16 protein-coding genes, 1 tRNA gene and 2 pseudogenes are annotated in these 22280 nt (G+C 53.3%); 11 read left to right on the top strand and 8 right to left on the bottom strand.

The window, feature by feature from the left end; genetic code table 11:
• The first annotated feature begins 156 nt into the window (after positions 1-156).
• On the top strand, positions 157-1164 hold the full coding sequence (locus L379_RS19720; RefSeq protein WP_032652443.1) for a LacI family DNA-binding transcriptional regulator: 1008 nt from the start codon (positions 157-159) through the stop codon (positions 1162-1164).
• On the opposite strand, the gene fosA is transcribed toward L379_RS19720, so the two are convergent.
• Positions 1150-1575 carry a FosA/FosA2 family fosfomycin resistance glutathione transferase gene (gene fosA, locus L379_RS19725; RefSeq protein WP_032104356.1) on the bottom strand — a complete coding sequence of 142 codons (426 nt, stop codon included), beginning with the start codon at positions 1573-1575 and terminating at the stop codon, positions 1150-1152. The two genes, L379_RS19720 and fosA, sit on opposite strands and share 15 nt — an antisense overlap.
• A gap of 199 nt (positions 1576-1774) precedes the next feature.
• On the opposite strand from fosA, the gene trpS reads away from it, so the two are divergent.
• From trpS to L379_RS26235, 3 genes and pseudogenes are all read left to right on the top strand, one after another.
• Positions 1775-2776, top strand: coding sequence for a tryptophan--tRNA ligase (trpS, locus tag L379_RS19730; RefSeq protein ID WP_032652441.1), 1002 nt, complete (start codon positions 1775-1777; stop codon positions 2774-2776).
• A gap of 251 nt (positions 2777-3027) precedes the next feature.
• Entirely contained in the window at positions 3028-3510 is a 483-nt protein-coding gene (locus L379_RS19735) for a hypothetical protein (RefSeq protein WP_032652439.1), read from the top strand.
• A 3-nt stretch (positions 3511-3513) separates the two neighbouring features.
• Positions 3514-3753 (top strand): annotated as a pseudogene (locus L379_RS26235) (PAAR domain-containing protein); the annotation flags it as partial.
• 627 nt (positions 3754-4380) lie between these two features.
• On the opposite strand, the pseudogene L379_RS0123825 reads toward L379_RS26235, so the two are convergent.
• Positions 4381-5369: pseudogene (locus L379_RS0123825) on the bottom strand (tyrosine-type recombinase/integrase); the annotation flags it as partial.
• A 186-nt stretch (positions 5370-5555) separates the two neighbouring features.
• Positions 5556-5646: transfer RNA gene (locus L379_RS25765), tRNA-OTHER, on the bottom strand.
• A gap of 46 nt (positions 5647-5692) precedes the next feature.
• Between L379_RS25765 and L379_RS19740 the strand changes: the two genes are divergently transcribed.
• From L379_RS19740 to L379_RS19770, 7 genes are all read left to right on the top strand, one after another.
• Positions 5693-6577: a ParA family protein gene (locus tag L379_RS19740; RefSeq protein WP_050597027.1), complete on the top strand. Its 885-nt coding sequence runs from the start codon at positions 5693-5695 to the stop codon at positions 6575-6577.
• The gene (locus tag L379_RS19745) at positions 6574-6948 is read left to right on the top strand and encodes a hypothetical protein (RefSeq protein ID WP_032652438.1); all 375 of its coding nucleotides are present in this window, start codon (positions 6574-6576) and stop codon (positions 6946-6948) included. Before L379_RS19740 ends, L379_RS19745 begins: the two co-directional genes overlap by 4 nt.
• Complete coding sequence (gene dnaB, locus L379_RS19750; RefSeq protein WP_032652436.1) at positions 6941-8296, top strand: replicative DNA helicase; 1356 nt, start codon at positions 6941-6943, stop codon at positions 8294-8296. Before L379_RS19745 ends, dnaB begins: the two co-directional genes overlap by 8 nt.
• Positions 8293-9777, top strand: coding sequence for a ParB family protein (locus L379_RS19755; RefSeq protein ID WP_032652435.1), 1485 nt, complete (start codon positions 8293-8295; stop codon positions 9775-9777). The genes dnaB and L379_RS19755 overlap by 4 nt, the downstream gene beginning before the upstream one ends.
• On the top strand, positions 9761-10300 hold the full coding sequence (locus L379_RS19760; RefSeq protein ID WP_000938043.1) for a DUF2857 domain-containing protein: 540 nt from the start codon (positions 9761-9763) through the stop codon (positions 10298-10300). Before L379_RS19755 ends, L379_RS19760 begins: the two co-directional genes overlap by 17 nt.
• 18 nt (positions 10301-10318) lie before the next feature.
• Positions 10319-11452, top strand: a complete 1134-nt coding sequence (locus tag L379_RS19765) for an STY4528 family pathogenicity island replication protein (protein ID WP_032652434.1) — start codon at positions 10319-10321, stop codon at positions 11450-11452.
• Between the two features lie 420 nt (positions 11453-11872).
• On the top strand, positions 11873-12400 hold the full coding sequence (locus L379_RS19770; protein WP_023221010.1) for an autotransporter outer membrane beta-barrel domain-containing protein: 528 nt from the start codon (positions 11873-11875) through the stop codon (positions 12398-12400).
• Between the two features lie 468 nt (positions 12401-12868).
• Here L379_RS19770 and mzaE read toward each other — a convergent pair whose 3' ends face one another.
• From mzaE to L379_RS19795, 5 genes are read right to left on the bottom strand one after another with little or no spacing between them, the layout of a single operon-like run.
• Positions 12869-14674: an MZA anti-phage system associated AIPR family protein MzaE gene (gene mzaE / locus L379_RS19775; protein WP_003863012.1), complete on the bottom strand. Its 1806-nt coding sequence runs from the start codon at positions 14672-14674 to the stop codon at positions 12869-12871.
• On the bottom strand, positions 14661-15689 hold the full coding sequence (gene mzaD / locus L379_RS19780; RefSeq protein WP_032652433.1) for an MZA anti-phage system associated PD-(D/E)XK motif protein MzaD: 1029 nt from the start codon (positions 15687-15689) through the stop codon (positions 14661-14663). Before mzaD ends, mzaE begins: the two co-directional genes overlap by 14 nt.
• Positions 15673-18531: an MZA anti-phage system associated Z1 domain-containing protein MzaC gene (gene mzaC / locus L379_RS19785; protein WP_003863009.1), complete on the bottom strand. Its 2859-nt coding sequence runs from the start codon at positions 18529-18531 to the stop codon at positions 15673-15675. Before mzaC ends, mzaD begins: the two co-directional genes overlap by 17 nt.
• Positions 18528-20030, bottom strand: a complete 1503-nt coding sequence (mzaB, locus tag L379_RS19790) for an MZA anti-phage system associated ATPase MzaB (protein WP_023284572.1) — start codon at positions 20028-20030, stop codon at positions 18528-18530. The genes mzaC and mzaB overlap by 4 nt, the downstream gene beginning before the upstream one ends.
• Positions 20027-22060 (bottom strand): sigma-70 family RNA polymerase sigma factor, encoded by a 2034-nt coding sequence (locus tag L379_RS19795; protein ID WP_032652431.1) that lies wholly within the window; start codon positions 22058-22060, stop codon positions 20027-20029. Before L379_RS19795 ends, mzaB begins: the two co-directional genes overlap by 4 nt.
• Positions 22061-22280 lie beyond the last annotated feature (220 nt).

Raw genomic sequence — 22280 nt, 5'->3', positions numbered from 1 at the left:
TAATAAATATTAGTCGCAGAATAAATGCGCAAATCGTGGCGCTCAGAAAAGCGACGCCTCTCACAAAGTTCACGCTTCGATGGATGAGAAACGTGATCGACGGCGCTAAAGCGTGCGGTTAGGGTATGATGCGAAATCGCGAAAGGGAGAGGACGGATGAAGCGAAAAACAAAAGTGACGATGAACGATATTGCCCGGGCGGCGGGGGTGTCGCAGGCGACGGTATCGCTGGTGCTCAACCAGTCCCGCAACATCAAGCTCAGCGACGACACCCGCCAGCGGGTGATCAACGTCGCCACCGAGCTCGGCTACGACCGCCTCCCCGCCGTTCACGCCCCGCGCAACCAGGAGGAGATCGCCATGCTGGTCAGCTCCATGCAGAGCTTCGACCCGTTTATCGACGCCATCAGCCAGGCGCGGGAAGCGGCGTGGCGCAACGAGACCCTGCTCACCGTCTACGACTACGGCGACGACGTGGAGCTGGCCCTGAACATCATCCGCCAGCTGGACAAGCGCAACTGCATCGGGATTATCCTTGCCTCTCCGGTCACGAACGTCGTCGATATGACGGCATTCCAGGACTGCACCCGCATCCCGCTGGTGCTGCTCAACCAGCGCGACCCCGGCTCGCCGCTGCTGCCGTCGTTTATTCCGGACGACTACGCCAACGCTTTCCAGGTTACCAGACACCTCATCGCCTGCGGCGCCACGCGCATCGCCCACATCACCGGCGAGAGCTGGATGGAGGCCTCGCGCCAGCGTCTGGCGGGCTACCAGGCGGCATTACAGCAGGCCGGACTGGCGTGCGACGACGGTCTGGTGCGCCAGACCAACTGGCAGTTCAGCGAGTCCTTTACCGCGACAGCTTCGCTGCTGGAACTGGCCGAGCGCCCGGACGCCATCTTCTGCGCCAGCGACTGGCTGGCGATCGGCTGCTACCAGGCGCTGGCGGTGAACGGCGTGCGCATTCCGCAGGATATGCTGCTGGCGGGCTACGACGACCAGAAGATTTCCGAGCAGCTCACCCCGCCGCTGACCAGCATCCAGTTGCCTTACAGCGAGCTGGGACGGCTGGCGGTGGAGTACCTGTGCAATCAGGAAGATGCCGCCACGCACGTGACGCTGGCGGGCAGGCTGAAGGTGCGCGCCTCAAGCCTTGTCTGAGGTAAACACCATGCCCGCATAGGGCTTCTCGCGACACGCCGCCAGCCGCGCGGCGAGGCTACCCACGTGCAGCTCCAGCTTGTGCCCGTCCGGGTCGAGAAAGTAAAACGATGCTCCCTCGCTTTTGTTCTGCTTCCAGACGGTGACGCCCGCCTGCTCAAGCCTTTGCGAGAACGGTTCAAAATCCGCTTCCGCCACGGTAAACGCGTAGTGGGTATAGTCGCTCTCCTGCGGCGGCACGTACCGGCGCGCCTCGTCGTACGACAGGCAGACCCACAGATCGCCGCAGGTGAGGTAGGCCCCGGTATTCCAACGGGCGTGCAGCGCAAGCCCCAGCAGCTCGTGCCAGAAGGTGACGCTTTTTTGCAGGTCGCTGACCGCGAGGGTCAGGTGGTTGAGTGATTGCAGCATGACGTGCCCTTTTGTTTTTCGCGCCGGACGTGATACGGTAAAAGCATGAACATAAACCACGCCGTCCTCACCGTAAACCGCTGGTGGCTGCCTTCTTAAAGGCGGCCCGGAGTTGTTTTCCTCATTTTCAGATAGCCGCCGAAAGGCGGCTTTCACATTTTTAAGACCCCTTTCGGCCACTGCACATTAAGGAGTCTTTATGAACGCACCCACCATCCTCACCGGCGATCGTCCAACCGGCCCGCTGCACCTCGGCCACTTCGTCGGATCGCTGCGCCAGCGCGTGGCGCTGCAGCAGACGCACAGCCAGTTTGTGTTGATTGCCGACCTGCAGGGGCTGACCGACAACGGTAGCAACCCGCAGAAGATCCGCGACAACATCCCTGAAGTGCTGGCCGACTACCTCGCCGCGGGCATCGACCCGAACCTGACCACGATCTGCCTGCAGTCTGCCCTGCCCGCCCTCGCCGAGCTGACGATGCTGTATATGAACATCGTCACCGTTGCCCGCGTGGAGCGTAACCCGACGGTGAAAAACGAGATTGCGCAGAAGGGTTTCGCCCGCTCGCTGCCGGTCGGGTTTATGGCCTACCCCATCAGCCAGGCGGCGGACATCACCGCGTTTAAGGCCGAGTGCGTGCCCGTCGGCGACGACCAGCTGCCGATGATTGAGCAGACCAACGAGATTGTGCACAAGATGAACAGCCTGCTGCCCGCCCCGGTGCTGCGCCGCTGCAAGGCGATGCTGAGCGACACCAGCCGCCTGCCCGGCATCGACGGCAGCGCCAAGATGTCGAAATCGCTCGGCAACACGCTGCACCTTTCGGCCAGCGAAGAGACGATTCACCGTGCGGTCAGCGCCATGTACACCGACCCGAACCACCTGAAGGTGAGCGACCCGGGGCAGATTGAGGGGAATGTGGTGTTTACGTACCTCGACGCGTTTCATCCGGACAAGGAGAAAGTGGCGGCGATGAAGGCGCACTATCAGGCGGGCGGGCTGGGTGACCGGACGTGCAAGAACGAGCTGGAAGCGTGCCTGCAGGAGCTAATTGCGCCGATGCGGGAGCGGCGGGCGATGTATATGCGTGACAGGGGCGAGTTGATGGCGATGCTGAAGCGCGGGACCGAACGGGGGCAGGGGGTGACGCAGGCGACGTTGAGGGAGGTGAAGGTGGGGCTGGGGGTGCCGGTGTTTTGAAATAACGTCATGCAGCGTATATATTCAAATAATACATGCGCTGCATAATATTATTTATCGGCAATTCAGCGAATATTACATTTATAATTAACAGGAACCATTACTATCCCTTCTTTAAAAGATGACCAATATCAATCTGGATATTTATTTCGGATTTTAGCCCGACTTATTAACCACTTTATGTATTTTCGCCTTACAGGCTAAAGCCTAGCATTGCTGCATTTACTCTTCTGCCCCTACAAGGAATTGTCATGCAGCTTTATACCAATGAATTTACCGCTGAGTTGAAAGCGGAAATAGATCGTTCGCCTTTCTCCGATGAACAACTGGCCGCCATGCCCGAGGACGCGCGCGCCATTATTGCTGAACAGGAAGCCTTTCATCGACAACATCCCGTCACCGCCAACTGGCGGATCGCCACGGCTGGCAGCCAGACCCGAATGGGCGGCATGGTACTTCCCGTCGATCGTGAAGCCACAATGCTCATGGACGATGGGAGTTACACCAGCCCGATTGTCGAAGGAGACTGTGTGGCCTATCCGGATGGAACGCTCGCCACGATTATGACCTCATCAGGAACCGCTTTTACCTGGAAAGGACACGGCGTTGCCCTGGTAGGCAGCCTGCTTGATAACGATGACGAGATTATCAGCACACCGCTCGGCAGTACTTATCTGGTCACCCGCGAAGGGATTCCACCTCAAGAGGATTTCTTAACCTGGCCCGGAGAATAGGCCATGGGCTACCGTTCCACGAACTACGGCCGCGGTCAGGCGCTGCACGGCGACAGAACGACCACCGGCGCAATATGTTGTAGCACCCTGCCCAACTGCACCGAGCACGGGCGCGGCGTTATCCGCGTTGGCGATAAAACTACGGCATGCCCTAAATGCGGCAAACAGGGCGTTGTTGCAGACGGCGAACCTCGCGTTAACTGGATGGGACAAACCTCAGCCGTCGATGGTTCTGTCGTCATTTGTGGCTGCCCGCACGGAACCAACCGCGTGATCGCCACATCGGGAGAGTGGCTCGGCTCCGGTCCCTCTCCTGAACAGATCGCACAGGAAAAGCATCAGGCCATGCTCGCAGCACGCCGAAAAGAGCAAGAGGCCGAAGCGCAGCGACAAGCAGAAGAACGCGATCGCAACCGGGTCTTTGCGAAATCCTGCCTGCGCGGTGAAGGATGTAACGATGCAGGCACCGAAAGTGAGCCGCACACCAACTTCGCCGAGATGGCATTTTACCAGGCCATGCCCAACGACGCCCCTCAGCACGCCCAGGCGGCAAAGCGTAAGGCGCCCCCAAAGCCGAAGCAACGCAGCGCGCTTTATCTTTGGTGGAATGGGCATCACGAGGAGATGGACTATCAGGCTGCCGTTGCAGCCGAAGAAAGGGCCTGGACCGCGCGGAACGCGATAGCCGATGCCAGCGAACTCGTACTGGTTGGCGGGCGTACGATTACTTCCGGCATATGGGCCGTGCGCGGCGCTGCACTTGGCGAAATAGCCACGGGAGACATCGGTGCCCCTGTCGCAGGGCTGCTGATAGGGATGTATCCCGGCAAGCTGAACGACGGAGAGCAGGATTTTATCGACAGGATGCGCGCCGAACAGATGCGGGAAGCCCCTAACCGTGTTTTCACTCATGGGTTTACGCGGGTCGTGATCGCCAATGAAAATCAGCTCGTGCTCCCCACAAAACTGTTTTATCTGTTTCAGGATCGCCAATGCCTGCTTAGAAAGCGGAACCAGATGCGGTGTGCGCATTTTTGAACCGCGATGAGAATGTTTCACTCCTAGAACAGGCTCTCGTTCCGGCGGGATTGTCCACATTGACGTTTTAAAATCTATCTCTGACCAGCGAGTAAAACGCAGCTCACTGGAGCGAATAAAGATAAGCAAAGTAAGTTCTGTTGCCCAGCAGGTTAGCGGCCTGCCGGTATAGCCATCTATTTTCTCAAGTAACTCAGGGATGCGCTTTAACTCCAGTGCCGGACGATGTTGCCTGTTTCCAGAAGCAACTGCCCCAGCCATCTCCTGAGCGGGGTTATAATCAATCCACTCTGCACAGCATAACGCATGATTGCTGTGGTTCGCTGTTGAAGACGGGCAGCAACCTCAAGACGTCCAGACATCTCCACGGCTTTAATAGGTGCTAATAAATCGCGAGTCTTTAATTCCGTGATATTACGCTCCCCGAGCTCTGCGAAGAGATTATCTTCCAGGCTTTTTAGCACACGATGGGCATGATCTTCAGACCACTTTTTATTGGTGCTATGCCACTCAATCGCCACCTCTTTAAAAGTATGGGCTTTTCTCTGCTCAACCTTATCACTTTTCTTTTTGTCTCCTGGATCGACGCCATTCGCCAACAGCTTACGCGCTTCGTCGCGGCGTGATCTAGCATCCGCCAATGTGATTTCAGGATATACCCCAAGTGCCAGCATCTTTTGCTTGCCGTCAAAACGGTACTGCAAACGCCAGTACTTAGAACCATTAGGATGGACGAGAAGATGCATACCGTTGCCATCGGTCAGCTTATATTGCTTATCCATTGGCTTGGCTGTTCTGACTTTGATATCTGTTAGAGCCATGCTTATCCCCTCCCTGTTGGTACAAGCATTATCGAATCGGAAATACCATCATCTGTACCAACAGGTGTTGGTAGATGTACGTTGATGTCGGTTGACCTTGAGAGAGTTAATATAGCGGGAAAAGTGGGTAAATATCGGATTTTAGACATAAAAAAAGACCTCAGTTGAGGTCCATTTACATGCTTTTGGTGCGAAGGCCGGACTCGAACCGGCACGTATTTCTACGGTTGATTTTGAATCAAAGCGATCGGGTAACTTAACCTACTAACAAATCAGCGTTTTTACAGTGAAGTCCTTTTCAGAAAACGAAAAAGGCACTGGTTATGAAAAACGCAGATGCACCTGATTTACCTACATTAATTGCCGCCATTCTCTCCACCAAAGGCGGCGTAGCGAAAACCACCGATACGGCGAACCTCGGCGGCTACCTGGCCGATCAGGGGCTGAAAGTCCTGATGATTGACGCCGATATCCGCCAGCCGACGCTCAGCAGCTATTACCCTCTTGATAACGAAGCCCCCGGCGGTATCTACGAGCTTATCGCGCAGAACGAACTGGATCCAGCCATCATCATCTCACACACTTCCATTACCGGATTGGATATCATCATTTCCAACGATCCGCGCGGCGAACTGATGAGCCTGCTCCAGGCTGCACCCGACGGCGTAATCCGCCTGCGCCATCTGGTACGCCAGATAACCGGCTATGACGTCATTCTGATCGATACCATTGGCGCACGCACCATAGCGCTGGAAATGGTACTGTTAGCCAGCGATCTTATTATCTCCCCGGTATTGCCGGAAATGCTCTCCGCACGCGAGTTCCTGCGCGGCACGCTGCAAATGTACCGGGATCTCCAGCCTTTCACCCGCTACGGTATCTCGCTGCCGCCGTTGAAAGCGGTGATCAACAAGCTCGACCACACTAACGATGCCCGCGAAATTCACCACAACCTGCTTCAGGTTCTCCAGCACAAACAGAAAGAGCAGGAGCTACTGGTGCCTACCGAGATCCTGATGACGCCGGTTTACGCCAGCGTGGCCTATCGCCGGGCGGCATCGCTGGGACTACCGGTGCATCGTCTCGATACTTCCCGCGCCAGAGGGCAGGCAACCCCCTGCGCCGCCGAAACCATGCAGATGCTGGCGAAAGAACTGTTCCCGCAGTTTCTCGCCCTGCCCCATCAGCGGATGGAGGGTATCGCATGAAACGGAAAATCTGGCGGGCATTCTGCTCTTATTACGCCCAACATCCCTTTGAGCAAGACGATGAAGTGATCGTGTTCTTTGAAGCCGCCGATCGTGAAGAAGCGCGGGAAACGCTGCCGGTGTTAATGTCGCTGCTCTGGCATATTCCGCCGGAAAAGGTGGACTGCTACAACCTGGAGGATGAAAACGAGCTGCGAGATACGTCCGGTTCGCTGACCGCCCCCAGAGACTGGCCGCTGTTTGAAATCGGCTGGTCCAACAATAAGCCGCTCTACTCCAGCGATTTGCCGCTATTACTGCTGCCGCCTCATCAACAGACCCGACTATGGGAAGCCTTTCTGGCTTGTCAGGAGGGTAATCGAGATGAGTAAGCGCAAGCGGCCACAACCGCCCCACTCCGTCGAAGCGGAACAATCGGTGCTCGGCGGGCTGATGTTGGATAACGATCGCTGGGATGATGTCGCCACGCAGATTTCCGCGCAGGACTTCTTTATCTCCGCGCACCGGACGATTTATTCCCATATGCAAACCCTGGTTGAACAGGGAAATCCCATCGACCTGATCACCCTGAGCGAAACGCTGGAAAAGCAGGAGCAACTCGAACAGGTGGGCGGTTTCGCCTATCTGGCGGAGCTTTCCAAAAACACGCCCAGCGCCGCCAATATCATTCCCTACGCGCAATACATTGCCAGCTACGGTGAACTGCGCCAGCTTCTGTTATTAGGCAATGAACTGAGCGATATGGCAGGCCAGCCGCGCAGCAATGTGGCCGATGTACTGAACTTTGCCGAACAAAAGCTGTTTGCCATTGCGCAGTCACATCAGGAGGGCGGCCTGACCGACATCAACGCTTGCTTTGACAACGTGCTGGCAGGCATCGCTCAGCGCTATGAGGCCGAACGCGGTAGCCTCAGCGGTACGCCATCCGGGCTGGAACAGCTCGACGCCCTGACCTGCGGCTTCCAGCCTGCCGACCTGATTATCGCCGCCGCACGCCCTTCCGTAGGTAAAACCGCTTTCGCCCTGACGCTGTGCGTCAACGCGCTAATGCTCCTCCCCACCCAGCCAGTACAAATCTACAGCATGGAAATGTCAGCAGAGCAGCTACTGCTGCGGCTGGTTTCTCTGATTGGCCGTGTCTCGCAGACCCGGCTACGCAGCGGCGATCTGAGTGATGACGACTGGCAGCAGATTGGCCTCAGCGCCAGTATCCTGATGAACGAGTGGAAAGATCGTCTGCTGCTCGACGATTCCGGAATCCTCACCCCATCCCTGCTACGCAGTCGGGCCAGACGATCGCTGCGCCAGTACGGGCTTCCCTCGCTGATCGTGGTTGATTACTTGCAACTGATGCGCAGCGGCGGAGCGGAGAATCGCAATCAGGAGATCTCGACGATCTCCCGATCGCTGAAAGCGCTGGCGAAGGAACTCAACTGCCCGGTACTGGCGCTGTCGCAGCTTAACCGGGCGCTGGAGTCACGCCTTAACAAGCGCCCCTGCAATGCCGACCTGCGCGATTCTGGCTCTATCGAGCAGGATGCCGACGTGATCTTATTCCTCTACCGCGACGAGCTGTATGATCCCAACACGCTGGATCGGGGTATCGCCGAAGTCATTGTCAGCAAACAACGCAACGGCCCGGTTGGCACGGTACGTACCCGCTTTATCAGCGATCAAACCCGCTTCGAATCGCTCAGCCAGCAGGGAGTGGGGTCATGAACAACAAACTGACTTCGACGGACCTCCAGTCCCGCCTGCTACAGGGCAATTTTGATCGGGGAAGATCGCCCGATGAACGGTTCGCCGATCCACTGATGGAAACCTCGATGATCGTCACGCTGGAGCAACTTCGCCCTTACGATCTCAATCCGCGACTGATGCGTAACCCCAGCTATGACGACATCAAGGAATCGATCCGTCGTCGCGGGCTGGACACGCCGCCGCCGATCACCCGTCGTCCCGATCAGGAGTGGTTCATCATCGCCAACGGCGGCAATACCCGCCTGTCGATCCTCAATGAACTGTGGCGCGAAACGCATGACGAGCAGTTCTGGCGCATTCAGTGTCTGTACAAGCCGTGGGCCGGTACATCCGATCAACCCATGCTGGGCGAACTGCGCTGCCTGATCGGCCATCTGGCGGAAAACGATATGCACGGCAAACTCAGCTTCATCGAGCGGGCGCTGGGGATCAACAAGGCGCGGGAACTGTACCAGCAGGTGGAAAAGTGCCAGCTTTCGCAACGGGAGCTGGCGGAGCATCTGAAGAACGATGGCTACCCCATTAATCAGTCGCATATCAGCCGGATGGAACAGGCTCTGGAATACCTGCTGCCCTGTATCCCCGAAGTACTGTACGCCGGGATGGGCCGCTCGCAGGTGGAAAAATTGCTGTCATTGCGGTCAGCATCATTACACCTCTGGCAGCGTCACGCTGATGGAGATGCCTGTTCCTTTGATAATCTCTTTTCCTCCGCGCTGTCGCTGTTCAACGACCAGCCCGAAGACTTCGCCATCGAACGGGTGCAGGATGAGCTGCTGGGGCTGATGAGCCAAGAGCTGAACGTTGACTACAATCTGCTGTTGCTAGACGTCGATCCCTCAGAGCAAAAACGTCAGGCCGTGCTCGGCCCTACGCCGGAACCACCGCCTTATGTTCCACCGGAAGAACCCGAACCACGCCCGATAACGCGCAGGCGTAAACCTGAAACAGATGAAGAGGACGTTGGCGCGCCTGCTCCTCTGCCTGAACCAGAGGAAGCACCATCGCTATTGTGTGAAGGGACCGAACCCGTCACAGATATCTGGCGCATCCCACAACTGTGGGATACCACGGAGTCCTTACGCTCGGTCAGCGATCGCCTGGCGTGGGATCTGGCTGAGCATTACGTCATCGACGACCGGATAATTTCAGATGCCGATGTAAATGGCATTGGCTTTCATGTGATGCCATTCGCATCAGATCACCCCATGTTCACCCGGCCACAGTCACGCGCCTGTTGGGCGCTGCTAGCGGCGCTCAATGAGATCCCGCTAACGGAAGATCTAGCCTCTGCACTGACGCCTGGGCTCTTTTTTCAACGTAATGCAGACGGCTTCTTCTTCAGCGATGAATTTCTTATTAAAGCATTCCGGCTGATCCGTATTGTCCGCCGGATCAAAGAGTTCCAGCAGGAGGCACAACATGCTGCCGACGATTAATCAGGCCGTTTTGTCACAGGTGATACAGGCCCTGAAGGACGGCAATGTGCGCTATTGCGAAGCGCTGGGCTTTGACCGCGAGGAGCTGAACGAACTGAACGCCCTGACCTTTGAAGAGCTAATGCACATGGGCAACACCTCGGCGCAGTTCCTGAAAATCACCATCAACCATGACGTGCTGCGCAAAATGCTGGTTCAGGTGCGTCAGGAGCAGAAATTCCAGCAACTGGTCGGCCAGGCGGTACAGCTTGGCGGTTCAATAGCGTTAATCAGCCACTACTTCGGGATATCGACTGCTGAAATCAGCGCCCGCCGTCGGCTGATGGGGATCCACGTTCGTCAGGGGCGCAACCAGGTTCCCGGCGAAGAAGAGGAAGCCGCGCTCTGGAACCGTTGGCAGGAGATCAAAGTCGATAACATCGACTCCATCCCAGCGCTGGAAGCCATGATGCTGCTGGCACAGGAACGTTCGCTCTCACTGACCGTGGTCTGGAATCTGATCCGACAGTGGGAAAAAAGCTGAGTGACTGAGGGGAAGATCATGACACCGTATATCCAGGCGCTGATCAACATGACCGGCGATAAACTCCAGCAACGGATACAGAAGGATCCGACATCCGCTTCCGATAGCCTGCTGTTTATGGGCAATCAACATGACACGGTTCCGCGTCGTCTGTTGCAAGATCCGCTGTTATCGCCCAGAGATAAATTTGCCTGGCAGGTGATCCGAATGCAGGCGCAGGACAACGGTGGCGCGGTGTTCCCCTCTTACAGCGAATTGCAGGTGCAGCTATCTAACCGCCCGCAGGATGAAAAAGCCTCGCGCAGTACCGTCAGCCGGGCATTGCTGATGCTACGCCTGACGCGCTGGCTCAGCCTGTGCCATAAGGCGCGGGATCGGGTATCCGGGCGCATCCTCGGGAATATCTATGCCCTGCACGATGAACCGCTGAGCGTGCTGGACGCCGTGCGCTTTGATGCCAGCTATCTTCATTTGCTGGAGCAGTGCTCGCGACATGAAAACAAGTCCATCCGCGCCACTGCGCAAGGTATTTTGTACGACATTCGCCAGGACACCAGTCTGCGCTATCTATCCTCGCGTATAGAGTTGCTGGAAGAACGCGCCCGCTGGCAGCAGCGCCAGTCTCCTGAGGAGACTAAGCCAGAAACGTCCGGTCTCAATACGGTACCAGGCAAAATTTCACCGAGTACCGAATCGGGACTAAGCCGGAAACCGGGGCCTGGCGGCTTAGTCTCAAACCAGGACCGGGATTCTGTACGTACTGTATCTACAGATATTTGTAATAGTACTACCGCGCGCGCGAACAACTCGCCGCCGAACTGGCCGCTGGAAATTCCATTAACCCGTCCTGAAAAACAGCTTGTTTTACAGGCCATGCAGAATCTGCCGCCTCCGCTGCGCCAGGAAGTGCTCAATGACGCAGCTCAACGCGTTGCCCGTGGCGGCATACAAAACCCGCTCGCCTATCTGCTGGCGACACTACGCAAGGCTCAGGGCGGTGAGTTTAATCAGTATCGGCGCGGCAAAGCGAAAGTGCCGGAGTTTGTGCAGCCTGTGGTTTCAGAGCCAGACATACCAGCAAGGCCGCGTCAAAAACGGGATATCAGTAAGTTGGTTGCGGAGATTCGGGCGCAGTGTTTGGGGAGTGGCTGATGTTGTGACGGCTTTAGAGATTCCTGCTCACATGTTTATAAAAACCGTTTTTATCGACATATGGTCGGAACGTGTCGATGGCATAAACATATTTCGGTCATATGTTTAAAAAAATGCATTTTATCGACGTATTTACAGATGGTTAATTTGGGTTGTCCGGCGTTGTCTGTATGAATTAATGGATAAGCAGTACTCCATTTTTGATGTTTTTACAGCTTGTAGGCTGTTTTTAGACATTACAGCCTACAAGCTGTAAAAGCCGATGCCTTCATGCTTTTCAGCTGCATAGTTAAAAAAAATGACAATACAGGTACTTTTAGTACCTAAAAACGAAATAATTTAAACTATCCAAGTACACGACATCGATATGGAAACCACGATGATGCCACTTCATAAAAACGGTTCCCCAGCCTGGATGGGATGCTGAAAGGCAATCTGTTTAACCAGCACCTGAATGCCCGCATGAGTTCCGGCAGCCATGCCGACGGCAGTTACACCATCCCCGGATTAGGTGGCAGCCTGGTTGCCGGGTATAACGCCAGATTCGCCAATACCACACTTTCTCCCTTTGTCGGTTTCACGGGCTTCATCCCGCAAAGTGATGATTACTGGCTATCGAACGGAATGCAGGCACATCTTGGTACGGCTGAATCTGCGCTGGGGCAAGTCGGGTTTCGGCTGCGCCAGAATATTACTACTCACAGTGGTATGCAGTTCATTCCGTGGCTGAAAATCGCGCTGGAGCAGGAGTTTGTGCATAACAACCCGGTCAGGGTTAATGACGATAATTTTAATAACGATAGCGCCGGAACACGAGGAAGCTACCAGGCTGGCATCAGCGCCACTCTCACGCCGCACACGCATATTTACGCCAGTATCAATTACGAGAAAGGCGATGGGATGGAATCGCCGTGGACCGGGAATGCGGGTTTCAGCTACCGCTTTTAATAACGCCGTAAAACTTCAGCGATAAACACCGCGCTGTTCCATAAGAAAGTCTTAGTATCAATATACGCCCCATTAATGGAACAAATAGGTCCTTTGTTATGGCAATGGTTCAACTACCCCTTCTAAATTAGCCCCGTAATATACTGGTGAATTTTTCACTTGATGTTAGCCTAAGCTTCCCCTAATAGTGAATCAGCAATATAACACTCTATTAAACATCTAGCAGTCAACGCTAGTAACGCACACAAACTCATACTGTCTTACCTTTAAATGCTTGCGCAAAAAATTATTTATAAGCAGGGCATCACAAACAAGAAACCTCGCTAAAGCGAGGTTCTGTGCATAATTAATGCTGGATTTAAAATACAGCTGTTAATTGTATATAGATGCGATGCCATAGCACATCCAGACAGAACAACCGCTGCCATACGTCAGTAATACTCACATATCATGTTGATACTGAACTCATCATGCAATTTCATCATGCGAGAAGTCATCCTTTTTTCCCTGTGCGGAGAAATAGATTTTACTGCGCACGTAGTCCCAGCATTCAGGCTTTTTCGCCCATTCAGAAATCATCCTGCCATTTGCCGATTCAGCCAGAAGGCTATTTACTCGGTGAGCCAAGCTGACAAGACGATTCCCCATCGTTTCCTCGATGCCCTGTTGATTCCAGATCTCTGCCAGATCCGTTTCGTTACCATAAAGATGTGAATAGGCGGCAACAGTATAGGCGGTGATATTCGCCTTAAATGCGGGGAAAAGTGAATTAATCAACTTATAGGCTTTCTTATAAATAATGGCCTGAGCGATATAATTTTTAAAAGTTTCAATGTTCAGTTCATCCCCATAACGCTCAGTATCCTTGTCAATCATCGTCATTAATGCGGCAAAGTTTTTCTGTCCGCCGAGGCTGACTAAATCCGGACGCTGGAGCCAGGCACAGTGATATTTTGCGAAATCCGTTTTCGTTATCCGACGAGATGGAGGAATTGCGTCTTTTAACCGTTTAATTCCCGCTGGTGTTTTACCTTCTCGTTCCAGCATGACCTTATAACTGCCGTTTGCTCGTTCGTAAAACCAACGACTGTATCCGTCCGGGCAATACACCGTGTTTGCCATTTTTTCCAGCTGTACATGTACCGGTCGATTGGCTGACAGATCGGAAATATTGACTTTATTCTGGCTATTCGAGAAGCGCGAAATATCCGCAATTAACATCTCTTCTTGTGCATTATTCGTCTGTTTCAGCACAATGACTTTTGCGGGTACACGCACGTTACGCAGATTGGTTGCCGGGAATTTCTTTTTGGTGAAAAACATGGAAGCCGTCGTCTGCCCACCGTTGACGATCTGCATCCCCTGCATCCACGCAATACCAGGGCCACCTCCCGGTGCCTCACCAAGCCTGACCTGATCGGCAACAATCACAATGCCGTTGTTATAAGCCATAAAACGCTCAGGCTGCTCACGTAAAGTGTCACGAATCCCCTTGTTGACTTTCCCCGTCTGACTCAGAAATGAGCGAACGTTCGCTTCCAGAATCCGGTTGCCATATTTTTCATAGATAAATCGCAGTGTCTCTCCTGGAACCACCGTCAGCGCATAATCGTACTCACCCATTTCATCCGGGATCCAGACACAGGGAAGCGCCCCCCCTGCCACCTCATCAAAATTAACCTGCAGTTCATCGCGTGGCTTACCTTCCTGCCAGTGGTTAAACAAGCGGACAATGTCCATAACCTCTAATTTAATGGTTTTACCGGCCACGTCACGAGACTGATACCAGCGGGTTTTCACCTGACCATCGGTCAGTACATAAATTCTGATTTGCTCCAGTTCTGCATAGGACTGCTCGATGGTCGTCACCAGTTGCCAGGCATCATTGGACTGATCGAGCGTGGATGATAATTTACCGTCAACGCACTTCTGCAAAAATTGAATGCAGTAACCGGCAATCGCTTTTGTCTCTGCATCCGGGACGTGGCAAAGCTCATCGCTACCGTGATAAATGCTGACAAAAAGGTCAAGTTGATCACCATCTTCTGAGAAAGCATAACCGCTGAGACGCACATTGTGTCCACTGACTTTCGCCATAAAGTGACACGTCTCGGCATCATCGAATGTCATACCGATATCGGCCATATGACGCATAACAATATCGGTAAAAATCAGCTCCGGAAAAGGTGACTCAACCCCTGGCTGAGCCATTTGATCCTGATATTCCTTGCGAATCTCATTCTGGGTTTGACGTAAAAAATCAATAAGTTCCATGCGGTAATCCTGCAAAGTGTGACAAGCAATGGTTAAAATCTTGGGCCTGAGGAATAAGTGTCTGGAGTTCGAGTTGATAGCACGCACTCACCACCGGCAACGGGACATTTGCATGCGTCAAAGAGGGAAAATCCGCTTCAATGGGGAGTGCGAACGCCTCTGTCAGCAAGAAATGACGTGTATAGAATTCAGCATGTTCAGTGAAATATCCGACGTGACAAAGCGATCCCTCAAAAAGACAAGCCGCCGTAGCGTTTCCCTCAAGCCGTTGACGAAGACGGCTAATGATGTCATTCAGGGTTGCACCGGTGGGATGCTCGCTGAAGCGCAAACCACACAATACAAGCGATCCTGCCCGCAGCCAGTCTAGTTGTTCAAGAGAGTGGATAGTTACGCAAAAGCCCTGCGCTGCCGTGGTGCTTTTTATCTCAATGGCGCGTTCATCGAGTGCAAAATCCTGTAGCCCATGCTGCGGTCCTATCCATGCTTCGACTGCCGTTGACGGAGCAAGACCGCTCTCGCTCAACCGCTCCAGACACGTCAATTCGCCGATTAACCCAACTTCTTCTTCTTGACTGAGTGGACGGGTATCGCGCTCCATAAACGCCTGCCATAAACGAATCCGACGAAGCAGAGTTTCAAACAGGCACGGCCTCGAAACGTTCAGGAGCGAATGGAGAATATCCAGAATCATCGTCGTAAAGACATCCACATTCCCTGTTTGCTGGCGACGGATCATCAAACCGTTCTGCCACCCCTCCTCTGTTCCGGCCATCTCAACGCGGAATCCTTTACAAGATGGCAGCGCCGCCGACCCAAGCGAAAGAGGATGAGGAAACACGGCAATCAGCATTTCTTCATTATCAGGCTGACGACGCCCGGCATGAAAGCTACAGCCCTGGTGCGTAAAAAGCCGAATCCCGCGCCAGCCCTGAGCGCCAGGCAGTTCGTCTATCTGAGATCGATCTAAGGCTTTCCAGGCCGCCAGCAGATCGTCTTTACTCAGCCGCACCATACTCTTGCTCCCATAGTACGTTGTTCACTTTGTACTCCACCGTTACCCCACTGCGGCTTCCCGGAAAACTGATGCCAAAAGCCACCACAGGTAAGGCATCGTCCTGATATTCCACTGCCGGCAATGCCTGCTGCGGGTCCAGTAAGTAAATGAGCAATAAACCTTTTTGACGCTGTGCTGGAATGTCGTTAATGCCAAATCCTTTAATCCGACGCAGTACCACGCCACCTGGAACGACGGGCTCCTCTCGCCCTTCATTGCGTCCGGGATCGGCATGAAAAATACGCTGCGTTTCTTCCAGCGCAGCAAGCCAAGTTGATTCATCACAGTCAATCCCTTCATCGCGTGGGGAAAGTAAACGGCCAATGGAATAACGGTCAGTGACCCCTTCAGACGCTTTACGCATCATAAGCGGTACGGAAAAGCCGCAAACATCGTGATGGCGATCGATGCCGCCCCCTATCACCGCCACCGTCCATTGGGTGAGTTCATCAACGCGATTCATCCGCGTAACAAAATCCGCCAGTAGTTTGCTGTTAGCTTTTCTGGCCTGAGCATGGGTCTCATATTCCGTTAAGAAATCGATGATCGGCTCAGGGGAGATATTTTGCCAAATGACCCCATTCCATTTTTCAATCTTATCTCCGCGTCGTCTCTCAGGTATCGGCGCGCCAGCACCGACGCGCCCGGTTAGACGCTGGAAAGCCACGTAGTTACGCTTGTGATACTCCTGTTCTTTAAACAACGAAATCGTTTCGACCACCGTGCCGCTGAAAGAGAGCCATAGTGAACGCGCGCTACGCATTTTTAAGGGCGAGGTCACCATTAACACAGGGTGTGATTTCACTTTTAGCCCGAAATCACGTGGGGTGCCGCCGCTGGCGACCATATTGTCAAACTCTTCCCGCAGCTCTTCTGACGCATCCGCAATGTGCTCAAACCATTCAATCAGCTCATCGGTGGTATAAAGCCGGCATACATCCAGATATCCCTGGCGATAACCAAACCAACGCCCCATCTGCATTAACGTGTCATACATGCGGGAGGCGCGTAAAAAATAACTAGTGCATAATCCCTCAAGCGTTAGCCCTCGAGCCAGTTTGTCTCCGCCAATCGCAATGACTTTTAAGCCTGTCGCACTGTCCGAATAATCAAGCGCATCCTTCGCCGTTCCGTTTATCATTCGTACCGACACGTTTTCTATCACGGTATACAGCTTGTCGACGATCTCCTGCCATTCGAAGGCGTCGTCCGGAACCTGCTGCGGCATAACGTCGCGGATCGCCTGATTCGTCGGCAAAAAATCGGCCTGCCAGAGTGACTCAAGCTGATGTAAAAAAGGTTCGTGTCCAATCCTTCGCGTCAGTCGCTGCCTCACGTCCTGAATGTAGGCATCAATATTTTCATAAACAACCGATTGCACCTTATTGAAACGAGTCACATGGACCAGCATCGAACTGTGTTTTTCTCCCTGACCGCGTAATTCTCTGACACAGCATGCTAGTAAAAAACTGTCGATGGCGTGTTTTAGCGAGTCCGGGAAATGAGTTAGCGTATCCAGTGTGGGATAGTGCGAACTCTTATGAGAAACCGGCATCCACCCCCTTTTTCCGTCATCGCTACAGTGATCACTCACTCGCCTAATCAAAGGCAACTCTCCGCTCCGGCCTTCCGCGGTGGCCCGCCCAAATACCCTCGCAGGGCCGATGTAGTTAGAGGGTGCGCCGAGATTAATGATAAAGGCGGAAGGGAACAAATCCGGACCTTCGTCACGTGTTTCATTGCTCTCGTGAATAAAAATATTGGCAAAGGGCGTAGCGGTATATCCGACATACGCCTTACGGCTAAACTGCATCAACAGCTTACGAATCAGACTATTTATTGCCGTTGGCTGATGTTCAGCATCCGGTTTTCCATCGTCATCGTAGACAATTTCCCCCGTATCAACTGAGGCGTTGTCCGCTTCATCATCAATCATCAGCAGCGGCAATTCCGAAACAAAACGCTTTCCGGTGATGGGGTCGACGCTGGTGGCAACATGGTTCTCAATCCAAGTATGCAGGCGCTTCAAAATAGACTTATTTTTCTTTACTACGAACAGCCAGGGCCGTTGCTCGGGGCTGATCCCCAAATTCTTAGCCACTCCGGCGCTGAAGTCGCCCTTTTCTGATCGGTTAGTGACGTAATTGGGACGAATGACAGGATCGCTATCAATATCGCCCACCCCAATGATGGTCACTTTTTCTCTGAGTGGGCTCGTCTCGTAACCAAGAAATCCTTCATCAAGACGCATTTGGGTCTGCGAGCGGAGGTTGTTATGCAAACCAGCGAGCACAATGATTATCTTATATCCCGCATCTGCGGCTTTACAGATTAGACCGGTATAGTGGCTGGTCTTCCCCGACTGAACATGGCCGACCACCAGCCCACGTCGGTCCCAACGCCCTTCCCGCCCCGGTTGCTCAAGTAATCCCAGAACACGATCCGTTGAACGGTCAAGGGTATCCAGGACTCCCCAAGGCATCGTTTTGCCAAGCCACTGGCGATATCGATGCCAGTAGCGCCACTCGCGTTTCACATCAGCGGTCAGCCAGGGTTGATGCCCTTCGTCATTACTCAGAGAAGAATCTTCTCCCATCCAGATGCTGTAACGGCGGATCAACTCTTCGACCAAGATCTCCCGACTATCAAGGCGGCTCCACTCAGGTTTCATCTGACAAACCATATCAATATGTTGGCGCAGAATACCGGGCGTGATCGTGCTTTTATCCTGACTTTGCAGGAACGTTTGCACAATCTGCAATACACTCAGTTGCGTGTCATCCAAGGGATTAAGACTCATAGCGATTTCTCATGTTGATCGTCAGGGAGTTGTGCAATTAATTCGGGATAATTATCGAAGGGTTCCATATTTTGCAGGTGCTGTTTCGCCAGCGCCGGTGACATCGCCTGCTGTCCAACCATAGTCTTGTACATGACCTGCAATACGGACAACACCTCTGCGGGCGGTGCAGTTTCAAAACCTGTCCGCGGCGTCTCTTTTGTCTCAGCCGTATCAAGCCAGATTTGCTGAACTGGAACGGTTTCCTCAATCAGTCTTAGCATGGCCTGAATTTGTGGAGATAACTCACCGGCCTGCGAAAGGACATTGCTGATAACAGGATGTTGTAACGAAATCTGATAACGAACACCGGATGGCGTCTTCTGCGCTTGCCAGAGCTGAACAAGTTCCTCGCCGGGCTTGCGCTTATTCATTTTCCCGCGTTTTGCAAATGTCCGTACCGCACGATCACGCGTTGATTGCGCCAGTTGGGTTAACCAAGGCCGCAGCGAAACCGGTGGGCGGGCCATCGACTTACGAATATCAATCTTCCAGTCTATGTCAGCATCATTAGGGATATCCAGACGGATTCGCGCAAGGCGGTGGGTTTCATCTTTCGTCCAGGCCCGGGGGCTTCCGAGTCCAAGCCAGTTGCCCGCCACCAGCAATCGCTCATTCCGGTATACATAAAATCCTTGCTGGGCCGTCCAGCCTGCCGGTCCTTGAGCCTGTTGATACTCCTGCGTCGTCAGGTGATCCTGATGCGGCAGAACATGACACTCTACCTTCACGGCAGGAGCGCCTGGCGCCATTGCCGAAGGCGAATGCCAAGGCTTGGAAGGATGCCCGCTGAGAAAGGGATCCCAGGCTTTAATTTTGCGACCATTGAGGGTGAGAGTGAGTCGGGGAGCGTTCCCCTCAAGGAATCGGTGAAATACCATCGCCAGATGTTGTTCAACGCCATCCATCAGATTGAGGAAATCTTTCTCACCGTAGCCGGGGGTGACAATTCGGTCTAAAACGTCCCACAGCACCACCGTACCGTGGGAGTCAGGTTCCGCATTTGCTAACGCCTCCTGACTTCCTGGGTCAGCGCCTTCAAGCAAATACCAACCGTCGTCCGTACTGGCGGCGAGAATGTCCAGATCCCAACGCAGGATGGTCGTTATCCCCTCTTTTTTGGAGGCGACCGTCAGACGGCGACATTGCGAAAAGGAGGCGGTTTTGAGTCCCAGACCGAAGCGGCCCAGATCGTGTCCTGAACGCTTTGTCAGCGGGTTTTTGACCCCCAGCCGCATCGCAACATCCAGTTCAGCGGCCGACATGCCGCAACCATTATCCCGAACCACGATATAGCTATCCGACTCACGCCAGTGAAAGGTCAGATCGACCTTACGGGCACCGGCACTAATGCTGTTGTCGATGATGTCAGCCAGTGCGGTGGCGGTGTTGTAACCGAGCCCTCGCAGCGCTTCGATCATAATGGCTGCATTCGGTGGCGCATGGCGCATGGTCGTCATTCTTCTTCTTCCTGCATCTCGCTCAATGCGGTTTCCCACTGTTCGACGAAGCCGCCTAATTTCGACGCCCGGCTGTGATAGCGGAGCTTACGGAGCGCTTTGGCTTCTATCTGACGTATCCTTTCTCGCGTGACATCAAACTGTTTACCCACCTCTTCCAGCGTAAAATCTTGCGTCATACCGATGCCAAAACGCATTTTTATGATCTGCTTTTCGCGTGGCAACAACGTTTCCAGCACCAATGAAACACATTCTCTTAGCTCGAGATACTGAACGGGAGCACTGGTGAAATCCTTTCTGGTCAGGATCGCGTCTCCCGACAGCGCCGCTTCGCTGTCCTGGGCGTCAGCATGAAAATCGCCAATCAACACCGTCTGTTCTTCATATTTTGCCATCCGATTGAGTTGATTTTCTGGAAGGTCAGTCAATGCTTGCAGCCGTTTGATCGTGGGCGTTATCCCCTGGCGATACAGCAATTGATCCCGACTGTTTCGCCAGCGCCTGAATTGCTCATAGAAGTGAACGGGTAAACGGATGAGCTGCGCCTGATCGGCAATCGCGCGGCTGATCTTCTGGCGGATCCACCAGGTGGCATACGTGGAGAATTTAAACCCGCGTCGATAGTCGAATTTTTCAACGGCCTTGATCAAACCCAGATTACCTTCCTGGATCAGGTCCTCGACATCTAATCCCCGCCCGCGATATTTATTCGCGATGGTGACGACCAGACGCAAGTTGGCGTGGATCAGCCCCTCCCAAGCCTCTCTGTAACTGCTGACATACAGACTTATTTTATGACCTTCATCAGGGATGAGCGTTCGGGCGCGCTCAACTATCTGTTGCAGGTCGGCATACTCCGGGCGGGGGATATGATTATCCTGATACTCGCCTGCTTTCCCACTTCTCAGCAGAACGAGCAGCTCGATAAAGCTGATAGTGTCATCGTTATCGTCATCGGATACGGGAGGCATTTCCTCATCCGCTTCTTCTGCGACGTCTTCCTCTTCAGAAATCTCAGGCGCTGGCGCCGGAAGGTAATTGGGCTGCAGCAACTGCATATATTCCGCTTCGGATAAACCCGCCAGGATTTTTATCAGATTGATTAGCGCCGTATCCATGCGCTGGCCGAGTCGTTCTTCTTTTGTTTTATCCACGACATCCCACTGGCGGATATCCACGAGATAGTTTTCAACGATGCCGAACTGCCGCAATGCATTGAAAGCATCAAACCAGGGTTCAAGAGGTTCACTCACAGCTAATGTCGCCGGAGCAGCGTCAGGCGGAATAATATCATCGTCATCCACAATCAGCGGTAAGTCCCTGATCAATGCCTCTACGCTGAGCCGGAATTCAGGCCACTGCATACCGAAATCCTCTTCCCCGGCATGCCAGATGTCACGCAAAGAGATACGCCCCGTATCCAGTGCGCCAATGAGCAACGTTGAGAGATGAGGGTAATTTTGCGGAGAGTGAGAAACTGGCGTCAGTGGTTCAGGGAGCGTGAGTTCGATATCGCTCCACTCAGCAGAGTTATCTTTCGGGCGATAGCGTGATAATAATTGCTGGGCTTCAGCGGAAGCATGTCTTAACGTCAGATTATCTTCGGCGGGCTTCAATTCAACTTCTGCATCCCACAGCATAAAATCCATCGGGATTTCAGCGCTGGGTAATTCTGCCTCTGTTTCTGAGTCCTCGACTGAAACCACAGAGCGTTCCAGTTCGGCAAGTGAAAGAGGCTGACGATAACGGGCCAACAGATCACGCAATTTTTGCTCCTGCGCAAGGTCACTAGCGCGAAGCCCGAGGTTGTTTTGATGTTCAACATCAACACCCGCACTCAACAACATTTCGCAAATAGCGAAATGTCCATACTGGGCCGCAATCATCAATGGGCTGTTTCCCAGAGAATCTCGTGAATCTTTGGGTAATCCCCTGTTGAGATGATACTCCACCACGGAGGAAATTCCGCTTTTTAGCGCCCGAATAAGTAAAGGGGGAATGCGATAAAACTCAGAAATAGTGCGATGCATGTTGACCGTCTTTCCCTTGTAAACTACATCCGCGGAAATGCAATCTATCTTATAGGGAGAAAATTGAATTTGGTACTGTATAAAAACAACCTATCATTTTAGGTGATCTTCATCATTAAATGTAAAGATGGCAGGGACTGTTATCAATGTAGATATTACCCTTTGATATTTAAATTAACAAATTGAAAAATAACATTATTAGACAAAAAATATTTGTTGA

The sequence above is a fragment of the Enterobacter sp. MGH 33 genome (assembly GCF_000534535.1).
Taxonomy (GTDB): domain Bacteria; phylum Pseudomonadota; class Gammaproteobacteria; order Enterobacterales; family Enterobacteriaceae; genus Enterobacter; species Enterobacter hormaechei_C.
The sequence above is the reverse complement of the archived record's forward strand: the minus strand, read 5'-3'. Positions and strand labels throughout refer to the sequence as shown.

Coding starts and splice junctions, on each gene's coding strand:
- L379_RS19720 (WP_032652443.1), top strand. CDS start 157: ATGAAGCGAAAAACAAAAGTGACGATGAACGATATTGCCCGGGCGGCG.
- fosA (WP_032104356.1), bottom strand. CDS start 1,575: ATGCTGCAATCACTCAACCACCTGACCCTCGCGGTCAGCGACCTGCAA.
- trpS (WP_032652441.1), top strand. CDS start 1,775: ATGAACGCACCCACCATCCTCACCGGCGATCGTCCAACCGGCCCGCTG.
- L379_RS19735 (WP_032652439.1), top strand. CDS start 3,028: ATGCAGCTTTATACCAATGAATTTACCGCTGAGTTGAAAGCGGAAATA.
- L379_RS19740 (WP_050597027.1), top strand. CDS start 5,693: ATGAAAAACGCAGATGCACCTGATTTACCTACATTAATTGCCGCCATT.
- L379_RS19745 (WP_032652438.1), top strand. CDS start 6,574: ATGAAACGGAAAATCTGGCGGGCATTCTGCTCTTATTACGCCCAACAT.
- dnaB (WP_032652436.1), top strand. CDS start 6,941: ATGAGTAAGCGCAAGCGGCCACAACCGCCCCACTCCGTCGAAGCGGAA.
- L379_RS19755 (WP_032652435.1), top strand. CDS start 8,293: ATGAACAACAAACTGACTTCGACGGACCTCCAGTCCCGCCTGCTACAG.
- L379_RS19760 (WP_000938043.1), top strand. CDS start 9,761: ATGCTGCCGACGATTAATCAGGCCGTTTTGTCACAGGTGATACAGGCC.
- L379_RS19765 (WP_032652434.1), top strand. CDS start 10,319: ATGACACCGTATATCCAGGCGCTGATCAACATGACCGGCGATAAACTC.
- L379_RS19770 (WP_023221010.1), top strand. CDS start 11,873: ATGCTGAAAGGCAATCTGTTTAACCAGCACCTGAATGCCCGCATGAGT.
- mzaE (WP_003863012.1), bottom strand. CDS start 14,674: ATGGAACTTATTGATTTTTTACGTCAAACCCAGAATGAGATTCGCAAG.
- mzaD (WP_032652433.1), bottom strand. CDS start 15,689: ATGGTGCGGCTGAGTAAAGACGATCTGCTGGCGGCCTGGAAAGCCTTA.
- mzaC (WP_003863009.1), bottom strand. CDS start 18,531: ATGAGTCTTAATCCCTTGGATGACACGCAACTGAGTGTATTGCAGATT.
- mzaB (WP_023284572.1), bottom strand. CDS start 20,030: ATGACGACCATGCGCCATGCGCCACCGAATGCAGCCATTATGATCGAA.
- L379_RS19795 (WP_032652431.1), bottom strand. CDS start 22,060: ATGCATCGCACTATTTCTGAGTTTTATCGCATTCCCCCTTTACTTATT.